The sequence below is a fragment of the Aeromicrobium sp. YIM 150415 genome (assembly GCF_016918125.1).
GTDB classification, from domain to species: Bacteria; Actinomycetota; Actinomycetes; order Propionibacteriales; family Nocardioidaceae; genus Aeromicrobium; species Aeromicrobium piscarium.
On sequence record NZ_JAERWM010000019.1, the window covers coordinates 35,335 to 51,137 of the forward strand.

A 15,803-nucleotide genomic window follows, 5' to 3' on the forward strand; every position below is an offset into this window, starting at 1 on the left:
ATTCCCTTCAGCCGTCCGTCGAGAGGAGGTCGGTATCGATATCGGTCACAGTGTTCACCCCGCACAGCGCCATCGCCATCGCCAGCTCGCGGCCCAGGATGTCGAGGACCGCGCGGACCCCGGAGGACCCCGCGACGGTCAGGCCCCACAGGATCGGACGTCCGACGAGGACGGCCGATGCGCCGAGCGCGAGTGCGATGAGCACATCGGTGCCGCGGCGGATCCCGCCGTCGAGGAGGATCGGCACCCTCCCGGCCACGCCTTCCACGACTCCCGGCAGGGCACGGACCGTGGACAGACCCGAGTCCAGGTTCCGCCCTCCGTGGTTGGAGACGATGACGGCCGACGCCCCCGCGTCGATCGCCGCCCGGGCGTCGTCGCCCCGCACGATCCCCTTGACCACGACCGGCACCGAGGACTCCTCGACGATCCTGGCGAGGTCGTCGAGGCCGAAGGACGCGTCGAGTCCCGTGCGATAGATGCCGCGGCCCGCCTCGGGACGCAGCTCCAGGCCGTCGAGCAAGGGGAAGCTGAGCCCCGGAGGCAGGGTGAGGCCGTCCCAGGTCTGGGACTCGCGAGCCCCGACCACCGGCGTATCGACCGTCACGACGAGCGCCGCGTGCCGTCCGGCGCGTTCGACGATCCGATCGAGCACCGCACGCACCGGCGGGACGTTGACCTGGAGCCACATCGAGCTCGTGTCGACCTCCAGATCGTCGGGATCGGTGGTGGAATACCCGCTCATGACGTATCCGCACCCGGCGTCGGCGGCTCCCCGCGCCGTCGCCTTCTCCCCTTCGGCATGGAAGAGCGCGTGCGATCCCGTGGGAGCCACGAGGATCGGACTCGCGAAGACGTGCCCGAGCAGCTCGGTGACCGTGGAGACCGCCGAGACGTCGCGCAGCACATGCGGAGCGATCCGATGGCGCTCGAAATCGCGTTCGTTCGCGACGACCGTGCGCTGATCGGCCGCGCCGGTCTCCAGATACTCGATCGTCAGCGGATCGAGCCGCGCGTGTGCCAGTTGGCGCATCCGGGCGAGCGTGACGCGGTCGGGCAGCTCCTCGGGGCGCGGCACCGCACGCGGCGGGACGGCCGTCATGCCGGCGGGGCGGTCACCGTCAGGCCGGCGTCGCGCAGGGCATCGGCGATCGCCGCCAGCGCAGTGGGGTCGTCCACCGGCAGCTTGGGCTCTCGCGGGTAGCCCGCCGGCTGGCCGAGGAGGTTCATGGCGGCCTTGAGGGTGGGTTGCATGCCACCGAAGGCCCAGTTGTAGCCGTCGACGCGATCGCCGAGCATGACCTCCATCAGGGCGTCGTAGCGGTCGGCGATGGCCGCGGCCTGCTCCGTCTCTCCCGCCCAGGCGTGCTCGAAGAAGCCGGGCATGTCGCGGCCGAGCAGCAACCCGCTGCCGAAGTGCCCGTCGCCTCCGTACCCCGAGGAGATGAGCGCGAGTCCGAGTCGTCCGAGCATGTGGCCGAACACGACGAGACGATCGCCGACGCGATCGATGGTGTCGAGCAGCGTCTGCGTGCCCGGGGCGCTCTGCTTGATGGCGACCACGTTGGGCAGATCCGCCAGCCGCTCGATCTCGTCGATGCCGATGAGGTGGCCGTTGTCCTGCGGGAAGTTGTAGAGCCAGCCCGGCAGGTCCGTCGCGGCGAAGACCGTCGAGTAGTAGGCGTGCAGTTCCGTGGCCGTCGGGCGCGCCATCGGCGGGGGTGAGGCCATGATCGAGGACGCACCGGCGTCGGCCGCGTGCCGCGCGAGCTCGACGGTGTCCGAGGCCCGCGTGCAGGTGACCCCGACGACCACCGGCACACGCCCGGCCGACTCCTTGACCGCGATCTCCGCGAGGCGGCGGCGCTCGTCGGTGGTCTGGCTGAACCACTCGCCCGTGCTCCCGTTGACCAGGATGCCGTGCACGCCCTCGTCGACGGCGATCTCGACGATCCGCGCGAAGGCGCCCTCGTCCAGCTCGCCCGTCGCGGTGAACGGCGTCACGACGGCCGTCCAGTAGCCCTTCCAGTCGACATCGTGTCGATCCATGTCTATTCAGTCTCCCTGTGTGAGGTGGGGTGGTCGGTCAGCGATCGGACCAGCGCAGGGCATCGGCGAAGACCCATTGCAGGAGGCGGTCGGTGACGTAGCCGAGAAGGCCGAGCGTGGCCATCGCGGCGATGACGTAGTCGAAGCGGAATTGGTTGTAGGAGTCGATCAGCACATAACCGACGCCCGACTTCGCTCCGAGGATCTCCGCGACGACCACGGTCGTCCAGGCGATGCCCGAGGCCACTCGCAGGCCGGTCACGAGGCTGGGCGAGGCCGCCGGGAGGACGATGTCGCGCACGGTGCGGGCCCGGCTGGCGCCGAGCATCGCGCTCGCCCGCAGCAGGCCGGCGTCCACCCGGCTCACGCCCGCGAAGGTGTTGACGTAGACCGGGAAGAAGGTCGCGAGGGCCGTCAGGAACACGGCCGGCTTGTCGCCGATGCCGAACACGATGAGCGCCAGCGGCACCCAGCCGGTCACCGAGATGGGACGGATCGCGTTGATGGTGGGATCGACCATCCGGCGCGCCACGGAGCTGACCCCGGCCAGGACACCGAAGGTGATCGCCAGCACCGCGCCGAGCACGAAGCCGGTCAGGACGCGCCCGACTGAGGCGCCCACATGGGTCAGCCAGGTGGCCGAGTAGACATTCGAGGCCACGAAGCCGTCGATCGGCAGCTGCCAGCCGGCGACCCAGTTCGCGAGCGCCGCGACACAGGAGCTGAGCGGTGGGAAGAGCCCGTTCGCGATCCAGTTCTGCCGCCCCGCGATCTCCCAGGCGATCGCGATGATCACCGGGAGCACGAGGGCCAGGCCGAGACCGCTCGCCGAGGTGCGCCACCGGCCGGTCAGGACCGACGGACGTGCGGAGCGGGTACGCGCCGAGGTCATGGTGTTCGTCATGGTCGCCTCACTCGTTCTTTCCGAGCTGCTCGGCCGACTCGTCGGTGATCGACTCGAGCAGCGAGTAGTCCAGGAGCTCGGCGAGCTGATCGCCCGTGTCCTGGTCGATGATGCCCATCTGGGAGAGCACCGCGGGGACGCTGACGATCTCGCTCATCGGCATGACCGTCTCGGCACGGATGTACTCGCGTTCCAGGGCGTTGGCGATGCCGGCGCCACTGCTGCCGGTCACCGCGGCGAACTCCTCTTCCCATCGCTGCGGGTCCGCGCGGAGGGTCTCCATCTGCCGGTAGTACGCGCCCAGCACGGTCTCGGCGTCGTCACGGCGCTGCTCCAGGAAGGTGTTGTTGGCGAGGATGCCGCTGGCCACCGAGAAGGAGCCGTCGTAGATCTCGCTCTGGATCTCCTCGACCGTCACACCCGAGCCGGCTTCCTCGGCCTCCCCCGACAGCGGCGGGAAGGTCACGATCGCGTCGACGTCCCCGCGATCGAGGGCCAGATTCAGGTCCGGGAATGCCTGCATGTTGACGTAGGTGGCATCGGTCTCGATATCCAGGCCGTGCGCCTTCATGCCGGTCGCGAGGTTGACGTACTGCGTCGAGCCACGTACCGAGCCGATCCGCTTGCCGCGCAGGTCCTCCCAGGACTGGATGCCGCTGTCGGGTCGCGCGAGGAAGACCGATCCGTTGCCGCTGATCCCGGACACGAAGGTCACCGGCGGGGTACCGGAGGTGAGGAGCGCGGCGACATTGTTGTACCCCACAGGGGCCATGTCGATCGATCCATTGGACAACGCGGTCAGCTCGTCATTGGAGCTCTTGAAGGGCACGAGCTCGACCGTGGTGCCGTCGGGGAGCTCCTGTTCGAGGGTCGCCCAGGGCACCCAGGAGGCCGCGGCCACCCAGCCGATGCGGATGCGGTTCTCATCGGTGGCCGAGTTCTGCGCTCCGTAGAGACGCCCGCTGGCCACCACGGCCACCATGAGGACGATGGCGATGACCGCCCGGGTCTTCCAGTCGCGCATCATCAGTGACCCGCCTTTCCGCCGGCGAGGCCCTCGAGCTGGTCGGCTCGGTGCGATTCGTCGCGCAGCTCCTCGAACAGCTCGTGGCGCAGCGACACATAGGCGGGGTCGGTGATCAGCTCGTGGCTGCGCGGGCGGGGCAGGTCCACGTCGATGGTGTGTCGGATCCGACCCGGCCGGGCGCTCATCACGACGACGCGATCGCTCAGGATCAGGGCCTCGTCGATGTCATGGGTCACGAAGAGCACCGTCTTGCGGTCCTTCTCCCACAGTTCGAGCAGCAGCTCCTGCATCGTGATGCGAGTCTGCGCGTCCAGAGCGCCGAAGGGCTCGTCCATCAGGAGGATCGGCGGATCGTTGATGAGCACCCGGGCCAGGCCCACGCGCTGGCGCATGCCGCCGGACAGCTCGTGCGGCAGATGATCGCCGAAGGCGCCCAGACCGACCCGCTCGATGTACTCGTCGACGAGCGCCTTGAGCTCTGCGCCGCCGGCCCCCTTGCTCACCTTGGGACCGAAGGCGACGTTCTCCCGCACCGTCATCCACGGGAAGATCGTGGCGTCCTGGAACACCACGCCGCGCTCGGGACCGGGGCGGCGCACCACCTCGCCGTCGACGGTGACGCTCCCGGAGGTCGGCTGGGTGAAGCCGGCGATGAGATTGAGCGCCGTGGACTTGCCGCAGCCGCTGGGCCCGAGCAGGCACATGAACTCCTGATCGCGGACCTCGAGGTTCAGATCCGCGAGCGCGTGCACGGTGGTCGCGGGGTCGCCCGGTTTCGGGAACTCGACCTCGACTCCGTCGAGGGTGATCGTGTGCATGGGTCTCCTCCGTGAGATCTGTGACACGGTGCCGTGAAGGTGGGTTCGACCTTAGGCGCGGAAAAGAATTGCTGTCCAATGCATCTTTACGGAAGACTGATACCCATCATGGCATCAGACTTCACCTTCCATCAGCTCCGCTCCTTCGTCGCCGTGGCCGAGGAGGGCAGCTATCGGCGTGCCGCCGAACGCCTCAACATCAGCCAGCCGCCGCTCTCGCGACAGGTCGGGTCGCTCGAGCGGAGTCTCGGGACGGAGCTCTTCGAGAGGACCGGCCGCGGCATCAGCCTCACGGCCGCCGGCGAGGTCTTCCTCATCGAGGCGTCGGCGCTCATCGCCTCGGCCGATCGAGCCCGGAATCTGGCCCGGGACGCCCACCTGGGACGGGTCGGTTCGATCCGGGTGGGCTACGCCGAGCCGGCGGCCTTCGATGTCCTGCCCCATGTGCTCGGCCGGTTCCGTGAGGCCTATCCGCGGGTCGACCTGGAGCTGCATGAGATGCACTCGCACGAGGCCGTCAGACAGCTCGAACAACGCACCATCGACGTCGCCTATCTACGTCCGCCGATCGACTCCCTACAGGTGGCTCTCACCATGCTCCACCCCGACCCGCTGATGGCTGTGGTCCCGCAGTTCTTCGAGCACGCCGAAACAGAGATTTTACTCAGCGAGCTGCGCGACCAGCCCTTCGTGACCTACGCCCCGGGGATGGGCGCGGGCATCAGCAGCTCGACCCTCCAGGCGTGCGCGGCCGCCGGCTTCTCCCCACGCATCAACCACACCGCGACGAGCACGCCGATGCTGATGAGCCTGGTCGCCGGCGGTGGTGGGGTGGCACTGGTCTCGCACCAGTTCTCGCAGATCCCCTATCTCGGCGTCAGGTTCATCGGCCTGCGCGATGATCGGGCAGAGAGCTATCTGGCCTTCGGCACACGCGTCGGTGAGACCCTCCCCTCGATCCGGCAGCTGCGCGAGATCTCTCTCGACGTCTCACGGGATCTCTACCCCGCCGCGCATCGCGAGGACGGCTGACGCCGGTCCTTGCGACCGCGCGTGGCCTCGGGCGTGCCGACCCGGACACGGCACGTCGGGCGTGGCGGACGCCCGCGCTAAGGGAGTTCGATGTCGAAGAGCATCCACGAGGGTGCTGGCACCCGGACCGTCACGTCACGGTTGAGGAGCCGATCGGCCCCCCTCGGCGATTCACCGAGCCCGCACGGGGCACCACCATGACATGAATCTGTCACAGCCCACCTCCGCAGCTCGCTGCCTCGACGATGCGGTCCTCGGACGGGAGCCACGATGAGGACGGCCGTCATCGGCGCCACCGGGAATGTCGGATCGGCGGTCGTTCGCGAGCTAGCCGCGCGCGGGCACGATGTCGTCGGTATCGCGCGTCGTCGCCCGGACGTTCCCGCCGGAGGCTCCGTCACATGGCGAGATGCGGATGTCTCACGTGACGATCTCGCTCCGCTCCTCGATGGAGCCGATGCCGTCGTCCACCTGGCGTGGATGTTCCAGCCCACCCATCGGCCCGAGATCACCTGGAGCGCGAATGCGGTCGGCACCCGGCGGGTGCTGGAGGCGGTCGCGCGGGCGGGCGTCGGACGCGTCGTCGTCGCCTCGTCGATCGCCGCCTACTCCCCCTACCGAGGTGATGAACTCGTCGACGAGCGATGGCGGACCGATGGCGCCTCCGCGGCCGCCTATGCTCGCGAGAAGGCCTATACCGAGCGAGTCCTGGACGCCTTCGAGGAGGCGCGACCCGACACGGCCGTGGTGCGACTGCGCCCTGCTTTCGTCTTCCAGCGGTCGGCGGGGAGCGAGCAGCGGCGCATCTTCGCCGGGCCGCTCGTCCGTCCTTGGCTCCTCGACTCGCGCTGGATCCCGGCGCTGCCGGTGCCGCGCGGCCTCCGGCTGCAGGCCGTCCACTCAGGTGATCTGGCACAGGCCTACGCCGAGGCCGTCGAGCGACCCGTCCGAGGTGCCTTCAACATCGCCGCCGACGATGTCGTCGACCGGGACGTCCTGGGACGCATCCTCGACGCTCGCACCGTCGACGTGCCGCCTCGGTCAGTCCGCGCCGTGCTCGACGCCGCCTGGCGCGCCCGCCTCGTGCGTGCACCCGGTGACCTCTTCGACGCCCTGATGTCGCTCCCGCTGATGTCCAGCGAGCGAGCGCTCCGCGAACTCGACTGGCAGCCACGGCACAGTGCCGCCCAGGCCGTCACCGAGATGCTCGAGGGAGCACGTGCCGGACACGGCACGGGAATGCCACCACTCCATCCGGACGGCACGCTCTGAGACGCGATCGGTCACCGGTGGGCCGGCGCTGTGCCGGCCCACCGGGCTCGCTCACTGACCGAAGGGATGGAACAACACCTTCACCGCGCCCTCAGCCTTGCGCTGGAAGATGTCGTACGCGTGTGGCGCCTGCGCGAGGTCGAGGTGGTGGGTCGCGAAGGACCCGAGCCCGAGCGGGTCGGCGGAGTCCTCGGCCAGCGGCAGGAGGTCATCGACCCAGCGGCGGACATTGGCCTGCCCCATCCGCACCGTGAGCTGCCGATCGAACATGGTCTGCAGCGACATCGGATCCATCGTGCCGGCGTAGACCCCTGAGAGCGAGACCGTGCCGCCGCGGCGCACGAGCGAGAGAGACAGATCGAGGGCACCCATCCGGTCCACGCTGACCCTCGTCATGGCGGCGCGCGCCACCGGGCCGGGCAGGTATCCCACAAGCTTCTGCGCGGTCTCCGCGATCGTGGAGCCGTGCGCCTCCATGCCGACGGCATCGATGACACCGTCGGCGCCGCGGCCTCCCGTGGCCGCCTGGACGATCTCGACAGGATCGGCGCGGTCGATATCGGCCACCTCGATCCCCCGGTCCCGCAGTCGAGCCAGCCGCTCGGGCACACGGTCGAAGCCGATCACCCGGATGCCCGCCTGGGTCGCCAGCCGGGCCGCCATGTCGCCGATCGGTCCCAGGCCCACGATGGCCAGCGTCTGATCGGCGCCGACCTCGGCGTACTGCACCGCCTGCCAGGCGGTGGGCATCACATCGGAGAGATACACATAGCGTTCGTCCTCAAGATCGCCCGAGACGACGATCGGCCCGTAGTCAGCATGCGGCACGCGCAGGTACTCAGCCTGCCCGCCGGGCACGCTGCCGTACAGCTGGCTGTAGCCGAAGAGCGCCGCCCCCATGCCCTGTTCGCGGACCTGGGTGACCTCGCACTGTGTCTGCAGACCGCGCTCGCACATGAAACAGTGCCCGCAGGCGATCTGGAAGGGCACCACCACCCGGTCGCCAAGCTCGACACCAGTCACGTCAGGGCTCTTCTCCACGACGACGCCCATCGTCTCGTGGCCGAGGACATCACCCGGTGTCATGAAGGGGCCGAGAACCTCGTACAGGTGCAGGTCCGAGCCGCACAGGCCCGTGGTCGTGACCTGCACGATGATCTCCCCCGCCCCACGCAGTGTCGGATCGGGGACCTCGTCCACGCGGACGTCGCGGCGTCCCTGCCAGGTGACGGCCCTCATCGGCGACCACCCTCGGGGCTCGTGCTGTCGATCGTGTCCATCGTCGACTCCTCTCGTAGGTTGAGGGGGACGTACCCAGTTCGGCACCGAACCATTCACCGGGCATCTCATGGGGTACACCACAGGAGTCGAGAGGAGACACCCGTGAATCCACTGAGCCACTATCTCCGTACGCATCTGGTGGGCGCCGCCGCCGGGATCGAGTTGGCCGCCCGCGGCCGTCAGCAGCTCGATCCGGCGGCCCGGGCGATGATGACCGAGCTGCGCGACGAGCTGGAGTCCGAACAGCGCGACTTGCGCGAATTCGCCCGACGCACCGACACCACCATCCCGAGCGTCGGAATGACCCTCGCCCAGGTGGGCGAGCGGCTCGGGAGGCTGAAGCCGAACGGGAGTCTCACCCGCCGCACGCCCCTGACCGATCTCGTCGACCTGGAGGCGATGCGCGATGCCGTCGCCGGGAAGATCGCCGGCTGGCAGGCCCTGATCGCCGCGGGTGACGAACGGCTCGACACGGCGCGCCTCGAAGAGCTGCTCGAGCTCGGTGAACGCCAGCACGACCGTCTCACCGAGGCACATGCCCGGGCGGCTCACCGGGCGTTGAGCCGGCGCCAGACACCTCCTCACTGATCGGAGGAACGGACACTCGCGCCGTCGAGATGCGCCCGGGCTGCCCGTACGATGTCCCGCAAGACCGTCACGACCATCCCAGCGATGAAGAGATCACCCGCCTCGTCCCGCATACCGAGCGTGCGTTCCTCCAGCTGCGCGACGGAACGCTCCGCGGTGTCCAGGAGAGTCGGGTCGGCATGCAGGGACTCGGCGCATCTCAGCAACTCGGCGCAGTCACCGAGCGCGTCGGCGACCAGGGGGCGCAGTGCGGGGCCGAGCGCACGCCGTGAGTGATCCTCGCACTGGCGCGCATCGACCACGAGCGGGAGGTCCTCGACGAGGAGCGACAGTCGTTGCAGCTCGGCGGCGTATTCCCTCTGCCGGTCCGTATCCCCGGTCCAGTGGCGCGCCCGCCAGTTTCCCCGGCGGGCGTCGTTCAGCTCCGTCACCAGCTGCCGGGCGTGCTGGCGACGCGGGTCCAAGGCGACCTCCGGCGGTGCGCTTTCCTCGTCCCCGGGGTCGGTCCGCAGGCGACCGGAGAGTCGTTCGAGTTGATCGGCCGTGGTGGTCCGCAGATCGTCGAGCGCGCGCCTGAGGGATCGCACCGGCAGGGGCGGGAAGGCGGCGTTCATCGCGATGCCGACGAATGCTCCGAGCGCCGTGAGGCCGGCATAGGAGGCGATGTAGTCGACTCGCGCCTCCTGATCGACGACGAGGACGAAGAGGGATGCGAGCGGCACCCACTGTCCGGCGGCACCCAACCACGGCACCGCGGAGAGGAGGACGCCGACGGCGATCACGATCGTCAGGACGATCACCCCTGGCCCGGGCAGAATCCACGCGACCGCCGCGGTGAGCGCGCTACCGATCAGGATCGCCGCCACCGTCTGGATCGACCGCCGTGAGGAGCGCGCCACGGTGGCCGACACCGCGATCACCGCGCCGAGCGGGGCGTAATAGCCGTAGTCCGGTCCCCCGGCCCCGAAGGGCAGCACGATCAGCCAGGCGAGTGAGGCCGCTGCCGCCGACTTGAACGCCATCGCCAGCCGGGGCAGCCACATCTGCCAGCGGTGACGCCACCTCGATTCCATGGGAAGTGCGTACCCGGACCAGCTGAGCCCGACGCAGTGTGAACGTCGCCCGCACGGGGTACGTCGACTCCATGAGAGCCGTATTCGTCAACTGCACGCTCAAGGCCTCGCCGGAAGCGTCGAACACCGCCGAACTGGCCGAGGTGGTGGCTTCCAGCCTGCGCGACCAAGGCGTCGAGATCACCGGGTTCCGCCTGGCCGACCTGCGCCTGGACCACGGCGTGGAGACACGGATGTCGAGCGAGGACGAGTGGCCGCGCGTGCACGACGCCATCGTGGACGCCCAGATTCTGGTCGTGGCCACCCCCACGTGGGTCGGGAGGCCTTCGTCCTATGCCCAGCAGCTGCTGGAGCGCCTCGACGCGATGATCGCCGAGACCGGAGCGGACGGTGAGCCGATCGCCTACGGCAAGGTCGCCGGCGTGGTGGTCACCGGCAATGAGGACGGCGCCCACCATGTCATCAGCGAGATCAGCGGCGCCCTCGTGGATATCGGCTTCACGATCCCCGGCCAGTCCTGGACCTACTGGAACCGCGGACCCGGCCCTGGGCCGGAGTACCACGAGACCGGCGAAGGGCACGAATGGTCGGCGCAGACCGGGCGGACGATGGCGACGCACCTCGCACACGTCGCCCACGCCCTCGGCGCCGACTGACCGCGAGCGGGAACGGGAACGGGAACGGGAACGGCCGGAGGGTGACTACCCTCCGGCCGTTCCCGTTCGCGGTTCTGCTGCGAGCGATCAGCTGCAGCCGCTGGTGCTGCCGCAGCCCTCGCACACGTGGCAGGAGCCGGCCGGCCGCATCTTGGTGCCGCAGGTCATGCAGAGCGGGCTGTCGATCGCCCCGCCGGTGATCTCCTCGAGGAGCTCGGCGGAGGTATGTGCCGAGCTCGGAGCCGGCTTGGCCGACTCGACCTGCACCTGCGCGGAGGCGCTGTCGACATCGGACTCGGCCGTGACCTCCTGTGCCACCTGGGCCTCGGCTGCGGGCCTGGCCGCGTTGACCAGTTCCGCGGCCGTGCTGCCGTCTCCCTCAGCGGGCTCGTACGAGCCGGTGTCGAGGTAGCGCTGACGCTCATCGGCCGAGTAGATGCCGAGCGCCGAACGCGTGTCGAAGTCCAGGTAGTCCAGCGCCAGACGACGGAAGACGTAGTCCATGATCGACTGCGCCATCCGGACATCGGAGTCGTCGGTCAGACCGGCGGGCTCGAACTTGAGGTTCGTGAACTTGCTGACGAAGGTCTCCAGCGGAACCCCGTACTGCAGGCCGATCGACACGGCGATGCTGAACGCGTCCATGACACCCGCGAGGGTCGAACCCTGCTTGCCGAGCTTGAGGAACAGCTCCCCGAGGTCACCGTTCTCGTGGGCACCGGAGGTCATGTACCCCTCGGCGCCGCCGACGCTGAAGCTCGTCGTGATCGACTGACGCTTCTTGGGCAGGCGACGACGGATCGGCTTCTCGACCACGACGGTCTTGACCTCGACCTCGGCCTGCGCGGACGCCGACGTCGCCTTGTCCTGCGCCTTCTGGCTGGACAGCGGCTGACCGACCTTGCAGTTGTCGCGGTAGACCGCCAGCGCCTTCAGACCGAGCTTCCAGCCCTGGAAGTAGATGTCCGCGATGTCCTCGACGGTCGCGGTCTCGGGCAGGTTGACGGTCTTGCTGATCGCACCGGACAGGAACGGCTGAGCCGCTGCCATCATCCGCACGTGGCCCATCGGCTTGATGGCCCGCTCACCGACGGCGCAGTCGAACACCTCGTAGTGCTCGGGGCGCAGGCCCGGAGCGTCGACGACGTGACCGTGCTCGGCGATGTACTCGACGATCGCCTCGATCGTCTCGCCGGTGTAGCCGAGACGCTTGAGCGCGACCGGGATGGTCTGGTTGACGACCTGCAACGAACCGCCGCCGACGAGCTTCTTGAACTTGACCAGCGAGAAGTCCGGCTCGATGCCCGTCGTGTCGCAGTCCATCATGAAGCCGATCGTGCCGGTGGGCGCGAGCACCGAGGCCTGGGCGTTACGCCAGCCGCTCTTCTCACCGATCTTGAGGTTGTCGGCCCACTGCTTGGTGGCCTCCTTCTGCACGGCGATGTCCATCGCGTGCTTGGTGCGGATGTCGTCATTGGCCGCGAGGTGCTTGCGCATGACGCGCTGGTGCGGCTCGGTGTTGGCCGCGTAGCCCTCGTAGGGGCCGACGATGCCCGCGAGCTCGGCGCTGCGGCGGTAGGAGGTGCCGGTCATCAGCGAGGTGATCGACGCGGCGAGCGCGCGCCCACCGTCGGAGTCGTAGGCCAGGCCCGAGGCCATCAGCAGCGCGCCGAGGTTGGCGTAGCCGATGCCGAGCTGGCGGAACTTGCGCGTGGTGTCGCCGATGGCCTCGGTCGGGAAGTCCGCGAAGGTGATCGAGATGTCCATCGCGGTGATGATCAGCTCGACGCTCTTGACGAACTCCGCGGTGGCGAAGGAACCGTCGTCGTTCAGGAACTTCAGCAGGTTCAGGCTCGCGAGGTTGCAGCTGGAGTTGTCCAGGTGCATGTACTCGCTGCACGGGTTGGAAGCGGTGATGCGCCCGGACTCCGGCGTGGTGTGCCAGTCGTTGATCGTGGAGTCGTACTGGATACCGGGGTCGGCGCAGGCCCACGCGGCCTTGGCGATCTTCTCCCACAGCTCGCGCGCGTCGATGCTCTCGATGACGTCGCCGCTGGTGCGGCTGGTCAGTCCGAAGGCCGTGCTGTTCTCGACGGCCTCCATGTACTCGTCGCTCACGCGCACCGAGTTGTTGGCGTTCTGGTACTGGACACTGGTGATGTCGCTGCCACCGAGGTCCATGTCGAAGCCCGCGTCACGGAGCACGCGGATCTTCTCCTCTTCGCGCTCCTTGGTCTCGACGAACTCGACGATGTCGGGGTGGTCGACGTCCAGCACGACCATCTTGGCCGCGCGACGCGTGGCACCACCGGACTTGATCGTGCCGGCCGAGGCGTCGGCGCCGCGCATGAACGAGACCGGGCCCGAGGCGGTGCCGCCCGAGGACCGCAGCAGCTCCTTGCTGGAGCGGATGCGCGAGAGGTTGAGGCCGGCACCGGATCCACCCTTGAAGATCAGGCCCTCCTCGCGGTACCAGTTGAGGATCGAGTCCATCGAGTCGTCGACGGCCAGGATGAAGCAGGCGCTGACCTGTTGCGGGCTGGACGTGCCCACGTTGAACCACACCGGGGAGTTGAAGCTGAAGATCTGGTGCAGGAGCATGTACGTGAGCTCGTGCTCGAAGATCTCGGCGTCGGCATCGGAGGCGAAGTAGCCGTTCTCCTTGCCGGCCTTGGCATAGGTGAGCACGACGCGGTCGAGCAGCTGCTTGAGGCTGGACTCGCGCTGCTCGGTGCCCACGGCGCCCCGGAAGTACTTGGTGGTGACGATCGTGGAGGCGTTGACACTCCAGAAGTCGGGGAACTCCACGCCCCGCTGCTCGAAGACGTTCTCGCCGGTCTTCCAGTTGGTCTGCACCACGTCGCGGCGCTCCCAGGTGACCTCGTCATAGGGGTGCACGCCCTCGGTGGTGTAGACCCGCTGCACCGTCAGGCCCTTGCTGGCCTGCTTGCGGGACCCGCCTCGTGCGGATCCTCGGCTGTTGCTGACCGTCTCCGTCATGCCTTGCGCTCCTGTTTCAACTGGTGGTGCTTCAACTGGTGTGGTGGGTGGTGTGTCAGTTCGTGGGGTCGACGCCGGGTGCCGACCGGGCCGCCTCCTCGGCGAGCTCGCCGTCGGTGGCGGCCGCGAGCAGAGTGGCGATCTCGGCGACGAAGTCGTCGGCGGAGTCGAAGGCCTTGTAGACGCTCGCGAACCGCAGATAGGCCACCTCGTCGAGGGCCCGTAACGGCTCCAGGACCGCGAGCCCGATCTCGTGGGCCGGGATCTCGGCCGAGCCGCTGGCGCGGAGGGCATCCTCGACCTGCTGGCCCAGACAGGCCAGATCGTCGGCGGAGACCGGGCGTCCCTTGCAGGCCTTGGCCACCCCCGCGACGGCTTTGTCGCGGGCGAAGGGCTCGGTGGCGCCGGACTTCTTGCGCACCGTCAGCTGCATCTGCTCCATCGTCGTGAAGCGCTTGTCGCAGGCCGAGCAGGCACGGCGCCGGCGGATGGCGCCACCATCATCGGAGACACGGCTGTCCAGGACCCGGGTGTCGTCGTTCTTGCAGAACGGGCAACGCATCGCAGGGCTCCTCTCACTGTGGACGACGTGGTGGACACGAGTGTGGAAAACAGGCGGATCTGTGGGAAACGCCGATCGACTTGTGGGTCTATATGTGGAGAACTACACGAGTGTAAGTACTACATCTAGTGTTTAGCCTACGTCGCCCGACGGGCTCATGCAAACAGCCTGACAGGCGGGTCTGACAGTCTGCGTTTACGCAGGTCAGCACACCTCGGCGTGCGGCTCCCCGGCGTGTCGGCCAAGATCGTGTCGACCACCTCGCCACCCCGGGCACGCCCCCGAAGCACCGAGAGGACTCGCATGAGCACCGCGTCACCCGAGCCCGCCCTCCAGGTCGACGCCATCGCATGACCACCCTCGCCGAACGACGGATCGTCCGGACGTTCCGCGGCGCCCACGCCGTGGCAGCGGCCGCGGTGCTGCACGACAGCGGCGACCTGGACCTCGTCGAGGCCGCCACCGATGCGGCCTTCGCGGAGGCCTCCGAGTCGTGGGACCGCGACGGCATCCCGGAGCAACCGGACCGCTGGGTCCTCGCCACCGCCCGTCGGGCGGCGCTCGATCGACTGCGCGGCGCCGATACGCCCCGGCCTCGAGCGCTGGCAGCACTGGTGGAGGACACCGCCGAAGATCATCGACTGGCCCTGGTGTTCACCTGCTGCCACCCCGCGCTGCACCTGCCGGCCCGTGTCGCCCTCGTCCTGCGCTTCTGTGCCGGCCTGTCCCTCACGGAGATCGCCCACGCCTTCGGCGTCGATGACGCCACGATGCGGCGCCGACTCGACCTGGCGAAGCGTCCGATCACCCGGGGCGACATCTCCTTCGCCGCACCGGCGGTCGCGGATCTCGACGACCGGCTGGATGCCGTGCTCGCCGTGCTCTATCTCATCTTCAACGAGGGCTATGTCGGCTCGCGCAGTGCGACGCTGACCGGTGACGATCTCTCCGAGGAGGCCATTGGGCTGACCCGTTCCCTGCTGTCGCAGCTGCCTGATCACGACGACATCCGCGGCCTGCTGGCTCTGATGCTCTTCATCCGCTCCCGCCGCCGGGCGCGCATCGGACTGCACGGCGATCTCATCGCGTTGTCGCATCAGGACCGCGGGCTGTGGGAGTCCGACACGATCGCCGAGGCCGGGTTCCTCCTTCGCCAGGGCCGGCGCTCCCCCAGGCTGTCGCGGTACACGGTCGAGGCCGAGATCCAGGCCCTCCATGCCGCGACGGCTGACGGAACGCCGGCCGACTGGCGTGCCGTCCTGGCGCACTACGACACCTTGCGCATCATCGCCCCGGGCCCGTCGGTCGACCTCAACCGGGCCGTGGCGCTCGCAGAGGTCGAGGGGCCCGCGATCGCGCTCGAGGTCGTCGACACCCTGCCGGCCGACTCCCATCTGTGGCACGCGGTGCGAGCCGAGCTGCTCGAACGGCTCGGACGTTTCGAGGAGGCCCAGCGTCAGTGGCAGGTGGGCTCCGCTCGCGCCGAGCCCGGGGCCGAGCAGGCCTATATGGCCACCCACGCGACTCGCCGCTCACTATGA

At 68.8% G+C, this 15,803-nt stretch carries 14 protein-coding genes; 5 read left to right on the forward strand and 9 right to left on the reverse strand.

What is annotated here, in order from left to right:
* Positions 1-7: 7 nt before the first annotated feature.
* The 5 genes from JL108_RS12430 to JL108_RS12450 are packed head-to-tail and all read right to left on the reverse strand — an operon-like array spanning position 8 to position 4,798.
* Complete coding sequence (locus JL108_RS12430; protein ID WP_205198580.1) at positions 8-1,102, reverse strand: alpha-hydroxy acid oxidase; 1,095 nt, start codon at positions 1,100-1,102, stop codon at positions 8-10.
* Positions 1,099-2,049, reverse strand: coding sequence for a dihydrodipicolinate synthase family protein (locus tag JL108_RS12435; protein WP_205198581.1), 951 nt, complete (start codon positions 2,047-2,049; stop codon positions 1,099-1,101). Before JL108_RS12435 ends, JL108_RS12430 begins: the two co-directional genes overlap by 4 nt.
* Positions 2,050-2,086: 37 nt before the next feature.
* Positions 2,087-2,953: an ABC transporter permease gene (locus tag JL108_RS12440; protein WP_205198582.1), complete on the reverse strand. Its 867-nt coding sequence runs from the start codon at positions 2,951-2,953 to the stop codon at positions 2,087-2,089.
* Between the two features lie 7 nt (positions 2,954-2,960).
* A complete protein-coding gene (locus tag JL108_RS12445; RefSeq protein WP_205198583.1) occupies positions 2,961-3,980 on the reverse strand; it encodes an ABC transporter substrate-binding protein in 1,020 nt (339 codons plus the stop codon).
* The gene (locus JL108_RS12450; protein ID WP_205198584.1) at positions 3,980-4,798 is read right to left on the reverse strand and encodes an ABC transporter ATP-binding protein; all 819 of its coding nucleotides are present in this window, start codon (positions 4,796-4,798) and stop codon (positions 3,980-3,982) included. The genes JL108_RS12445 and JL108_RS12450 overlap by 1 nt, the downstream gene beginning before the upstream one ends.
* A gap of 108 nt (positions 4,799-4,906) precedes the next feature.
* Here JL108_RS12450 and JL108_RS12455 point away from each other — a divergent pair, with 108 nt between their 5' ends.
* Complete coding sequence (locus JL108_RS12455; RefSeq protein WP_205198585.1) at positions 4,907-5,830, forward strand: LysR family transcriptional regulator; 924 nt, start codon at positions 4,907-4,909, stop codon at positions 5,828-5,830.
* A 270-nt stretch (positions 5,831-6,100) separates the two neighbouring features.
* Positions 6,101-7,102: an NAD-dependent epimerase/dehydratase family protein gene (locus JL108_RS12460; protein ID WP_205198586.1), complete on the forward strand. Its 1,002-nt coding sequence runs from the start codon at positions 6,101-6,103 to the stop codon at positions 7,100-7,102.
* Positions 7,103-7,153: 51 nt separating this feature from the next.
* Here JL108_RS12460 and JL108_RS12465 read toward each other — a convergent pair whose 3' ends face one another.
* On the reverse strand, positions 7,154-8,341 hold the full coding sequence (locus JL108_RS12465; protein WP_205198587.1) for an alcohol dehydrogenase catalytic domain-containing protein: 1,188 nt from the start codon (positions 8,339-8,341) through the stop codon (positions 7,154-7,156).
* 144 nt (positions 8,342-8,485) lie between these two features.
* Between JL108_RS12465 and JL108_RS12470 the strand changes: the two genes are divergently transcribed.
* The gene (locus JL108_RS12470; RefSeq protein ID WP_205198588.1) at positions 8,486-8,971 is read left to right on the forward strand and encodes a hypothetical protein; all 486 of its coding nucleotides are present in this window, start codon (positions 8,486-8,488) and stop codon (positions 8,969-8,971) included.
* Here the strand turns inward: JL108_RS12470 and JL108_RS12475 are convergent.
* Positions 8,965-10,044 (reverse strand): aromatic acid exporter family protein, encoded by a 1,080-nt coding sequence (locus tag JL108_RS12475; RefSeq protein WP_205198589.1) that lies wholly within the window; start codon positions 10,042-10,044, stop codon positions 8,965-8,967. The two genes, JL108_RS12470 and JL108_RS12475, sit on opposite strands and share 7 nt — an antisense overlap.
* Positions 10,045-10,115: 71 nt before the next feature.
* On the opposite strand from JL108_RS12475, the gene JL108_RS12480 reads away from it, so the two are divergent.
* Entirely contained in the window at positions 10,116-10,700 is a 585-nt protein-coding gene (locus JL108_RS12480) for a flavodoxin family protein (protein ID WP_205198590.1), read from the forward strand.
* 87 nt (positions 10,701-10,787) lie between these two features.
* On the opposite strand, the gene JL108_RS12485 is transcribed toward JL108_RS12480, so the two are convergent.
* On the reverse strand, positions 10,788-13,700 hold the full coding sequence (locus JL108_RS12485; protein WP_205198591.1) for a vitamin B12-dependent ribonucleotide reductase: 2,913 nt from the start codon (positions 13,698-13,700) through the stop codon (positions 10,788-10,790).
* 55 nt (positions 13,701-13,755) lie between these two features.
* Entirely contained in the window at positions 13,756-14,262 is a 507-nt protein-coding gene (gene nrdR, locus JL108_RS12490) for a transcriptional regulator NrdR (RefSeq protein WP_143913178.1), read from the reverse strand.
* A 350-nt stretch (positions 14,263-14,612) separates the two neighbouring features.
* On the opposite strand from nrdR, the gene JL108_RS12495 reads away from it, so the two are divergent.
* Complete coding sequence (locus JL108_RS12495; protein WP_205198592.1) at positions 14,613-15,803, forward strand: RNA polymerase sigma factor; 1,191 nt, start codon at positions 14,613-14,615, stop codon at positions 15,801-15,803.

Bases quoted from the DNA above. Each gene is read 5' to 3' on its own strand.
- JL108_RS12430 (WP_205198580.1), bottom strand. From the start codon at position 1,102: ATGACGGCCGTCCCGCCGCGTGCGGTGCCGCGCCCCGAGGAGCTGCCC.
- JL108_RS12435 (WP_205198581.1), bottom strand. From the start codon at position 2,049: ATGGATCGACACGATGTCGACTGGAAGGGCTACTGGACGGCCGTCGTG.
- JL108_RS12440 (WP_205198582.1), bottom strand. From the start codon at position 2,953: ATGACGAACACCATGACCTCGGCGCGTACCCGCTCCGCACGTCCGTCG.
- JL108_RS12445 (WP_205198583.1), bottom strand. From the start codon at position 3,980: ATGATGCGCGACTGGAAGACCCGGGCGGTCATCGCCATCGTCCTCATG.
- JL108_RS12450 (WP_205198584.1), bottom strand. From the start codon at position 4,798: ATGCACACGATCACCCTCGACGGAGTCGAGGTCGAGTTCCCGAAACCG.
- JL108_RS12455 (WP_205198585.1), top strand. From the start codon at position 4,907: ATGGCATCAGACTTCACCTTCCATCAGCTCCGCTCCTTCGTCGCCGTG.
- JL108_RS12460 (WP_205198586.1), top strand. From the start codon at position 6,101: ATGAGGACGGCCGTCATCGGCGCCACCGGGAATGTCGGATCGGCGGTC.
- JL108_RS12465 (WP_205198587.1), bottom strand. From the start codon at position 8,341: ATGAGGGCCGTCACCTGGCAGGGACGCCGCGACGTCCGCGTGGACGAG.
- JL108_RS12475 (WP_205198589.1), bottom strand. From the start codon at position 10,044: ATGGAATCGAGGTGGCGTCACCGCTGGCAGATGTGGCTGCCCCGGCTG.
- JL108_RS12480 (WP_205198590.1), top strand. From the start codon at position 10,116: ATGAGAGCCGTATTCGTCAACTGCACGCTCAAGGCCTCGCCGGAAGCG.
- JL108_RS12485 (WP_205198591.1), bottom strand. From the start codon at position 13,700: ATGACGGAGACGGTCAGCAACAGCCGAGGATCCGCACGAGGCGGGTCC.
- nrdR (WP_143913178.1), bottom strand. From the start codon at position 14,262: ATGCGTTGCCCGTTCTGCAAGAACGACGACACCCGGGTCCTGGACAGC.
- JL108_RS12495 (WP_205198592.1), top strand. From the start codon at position 14,613: ATGACCACCCTCGCCGAACGACGGATCGTCCGGACGTTCCGCGGCGCC.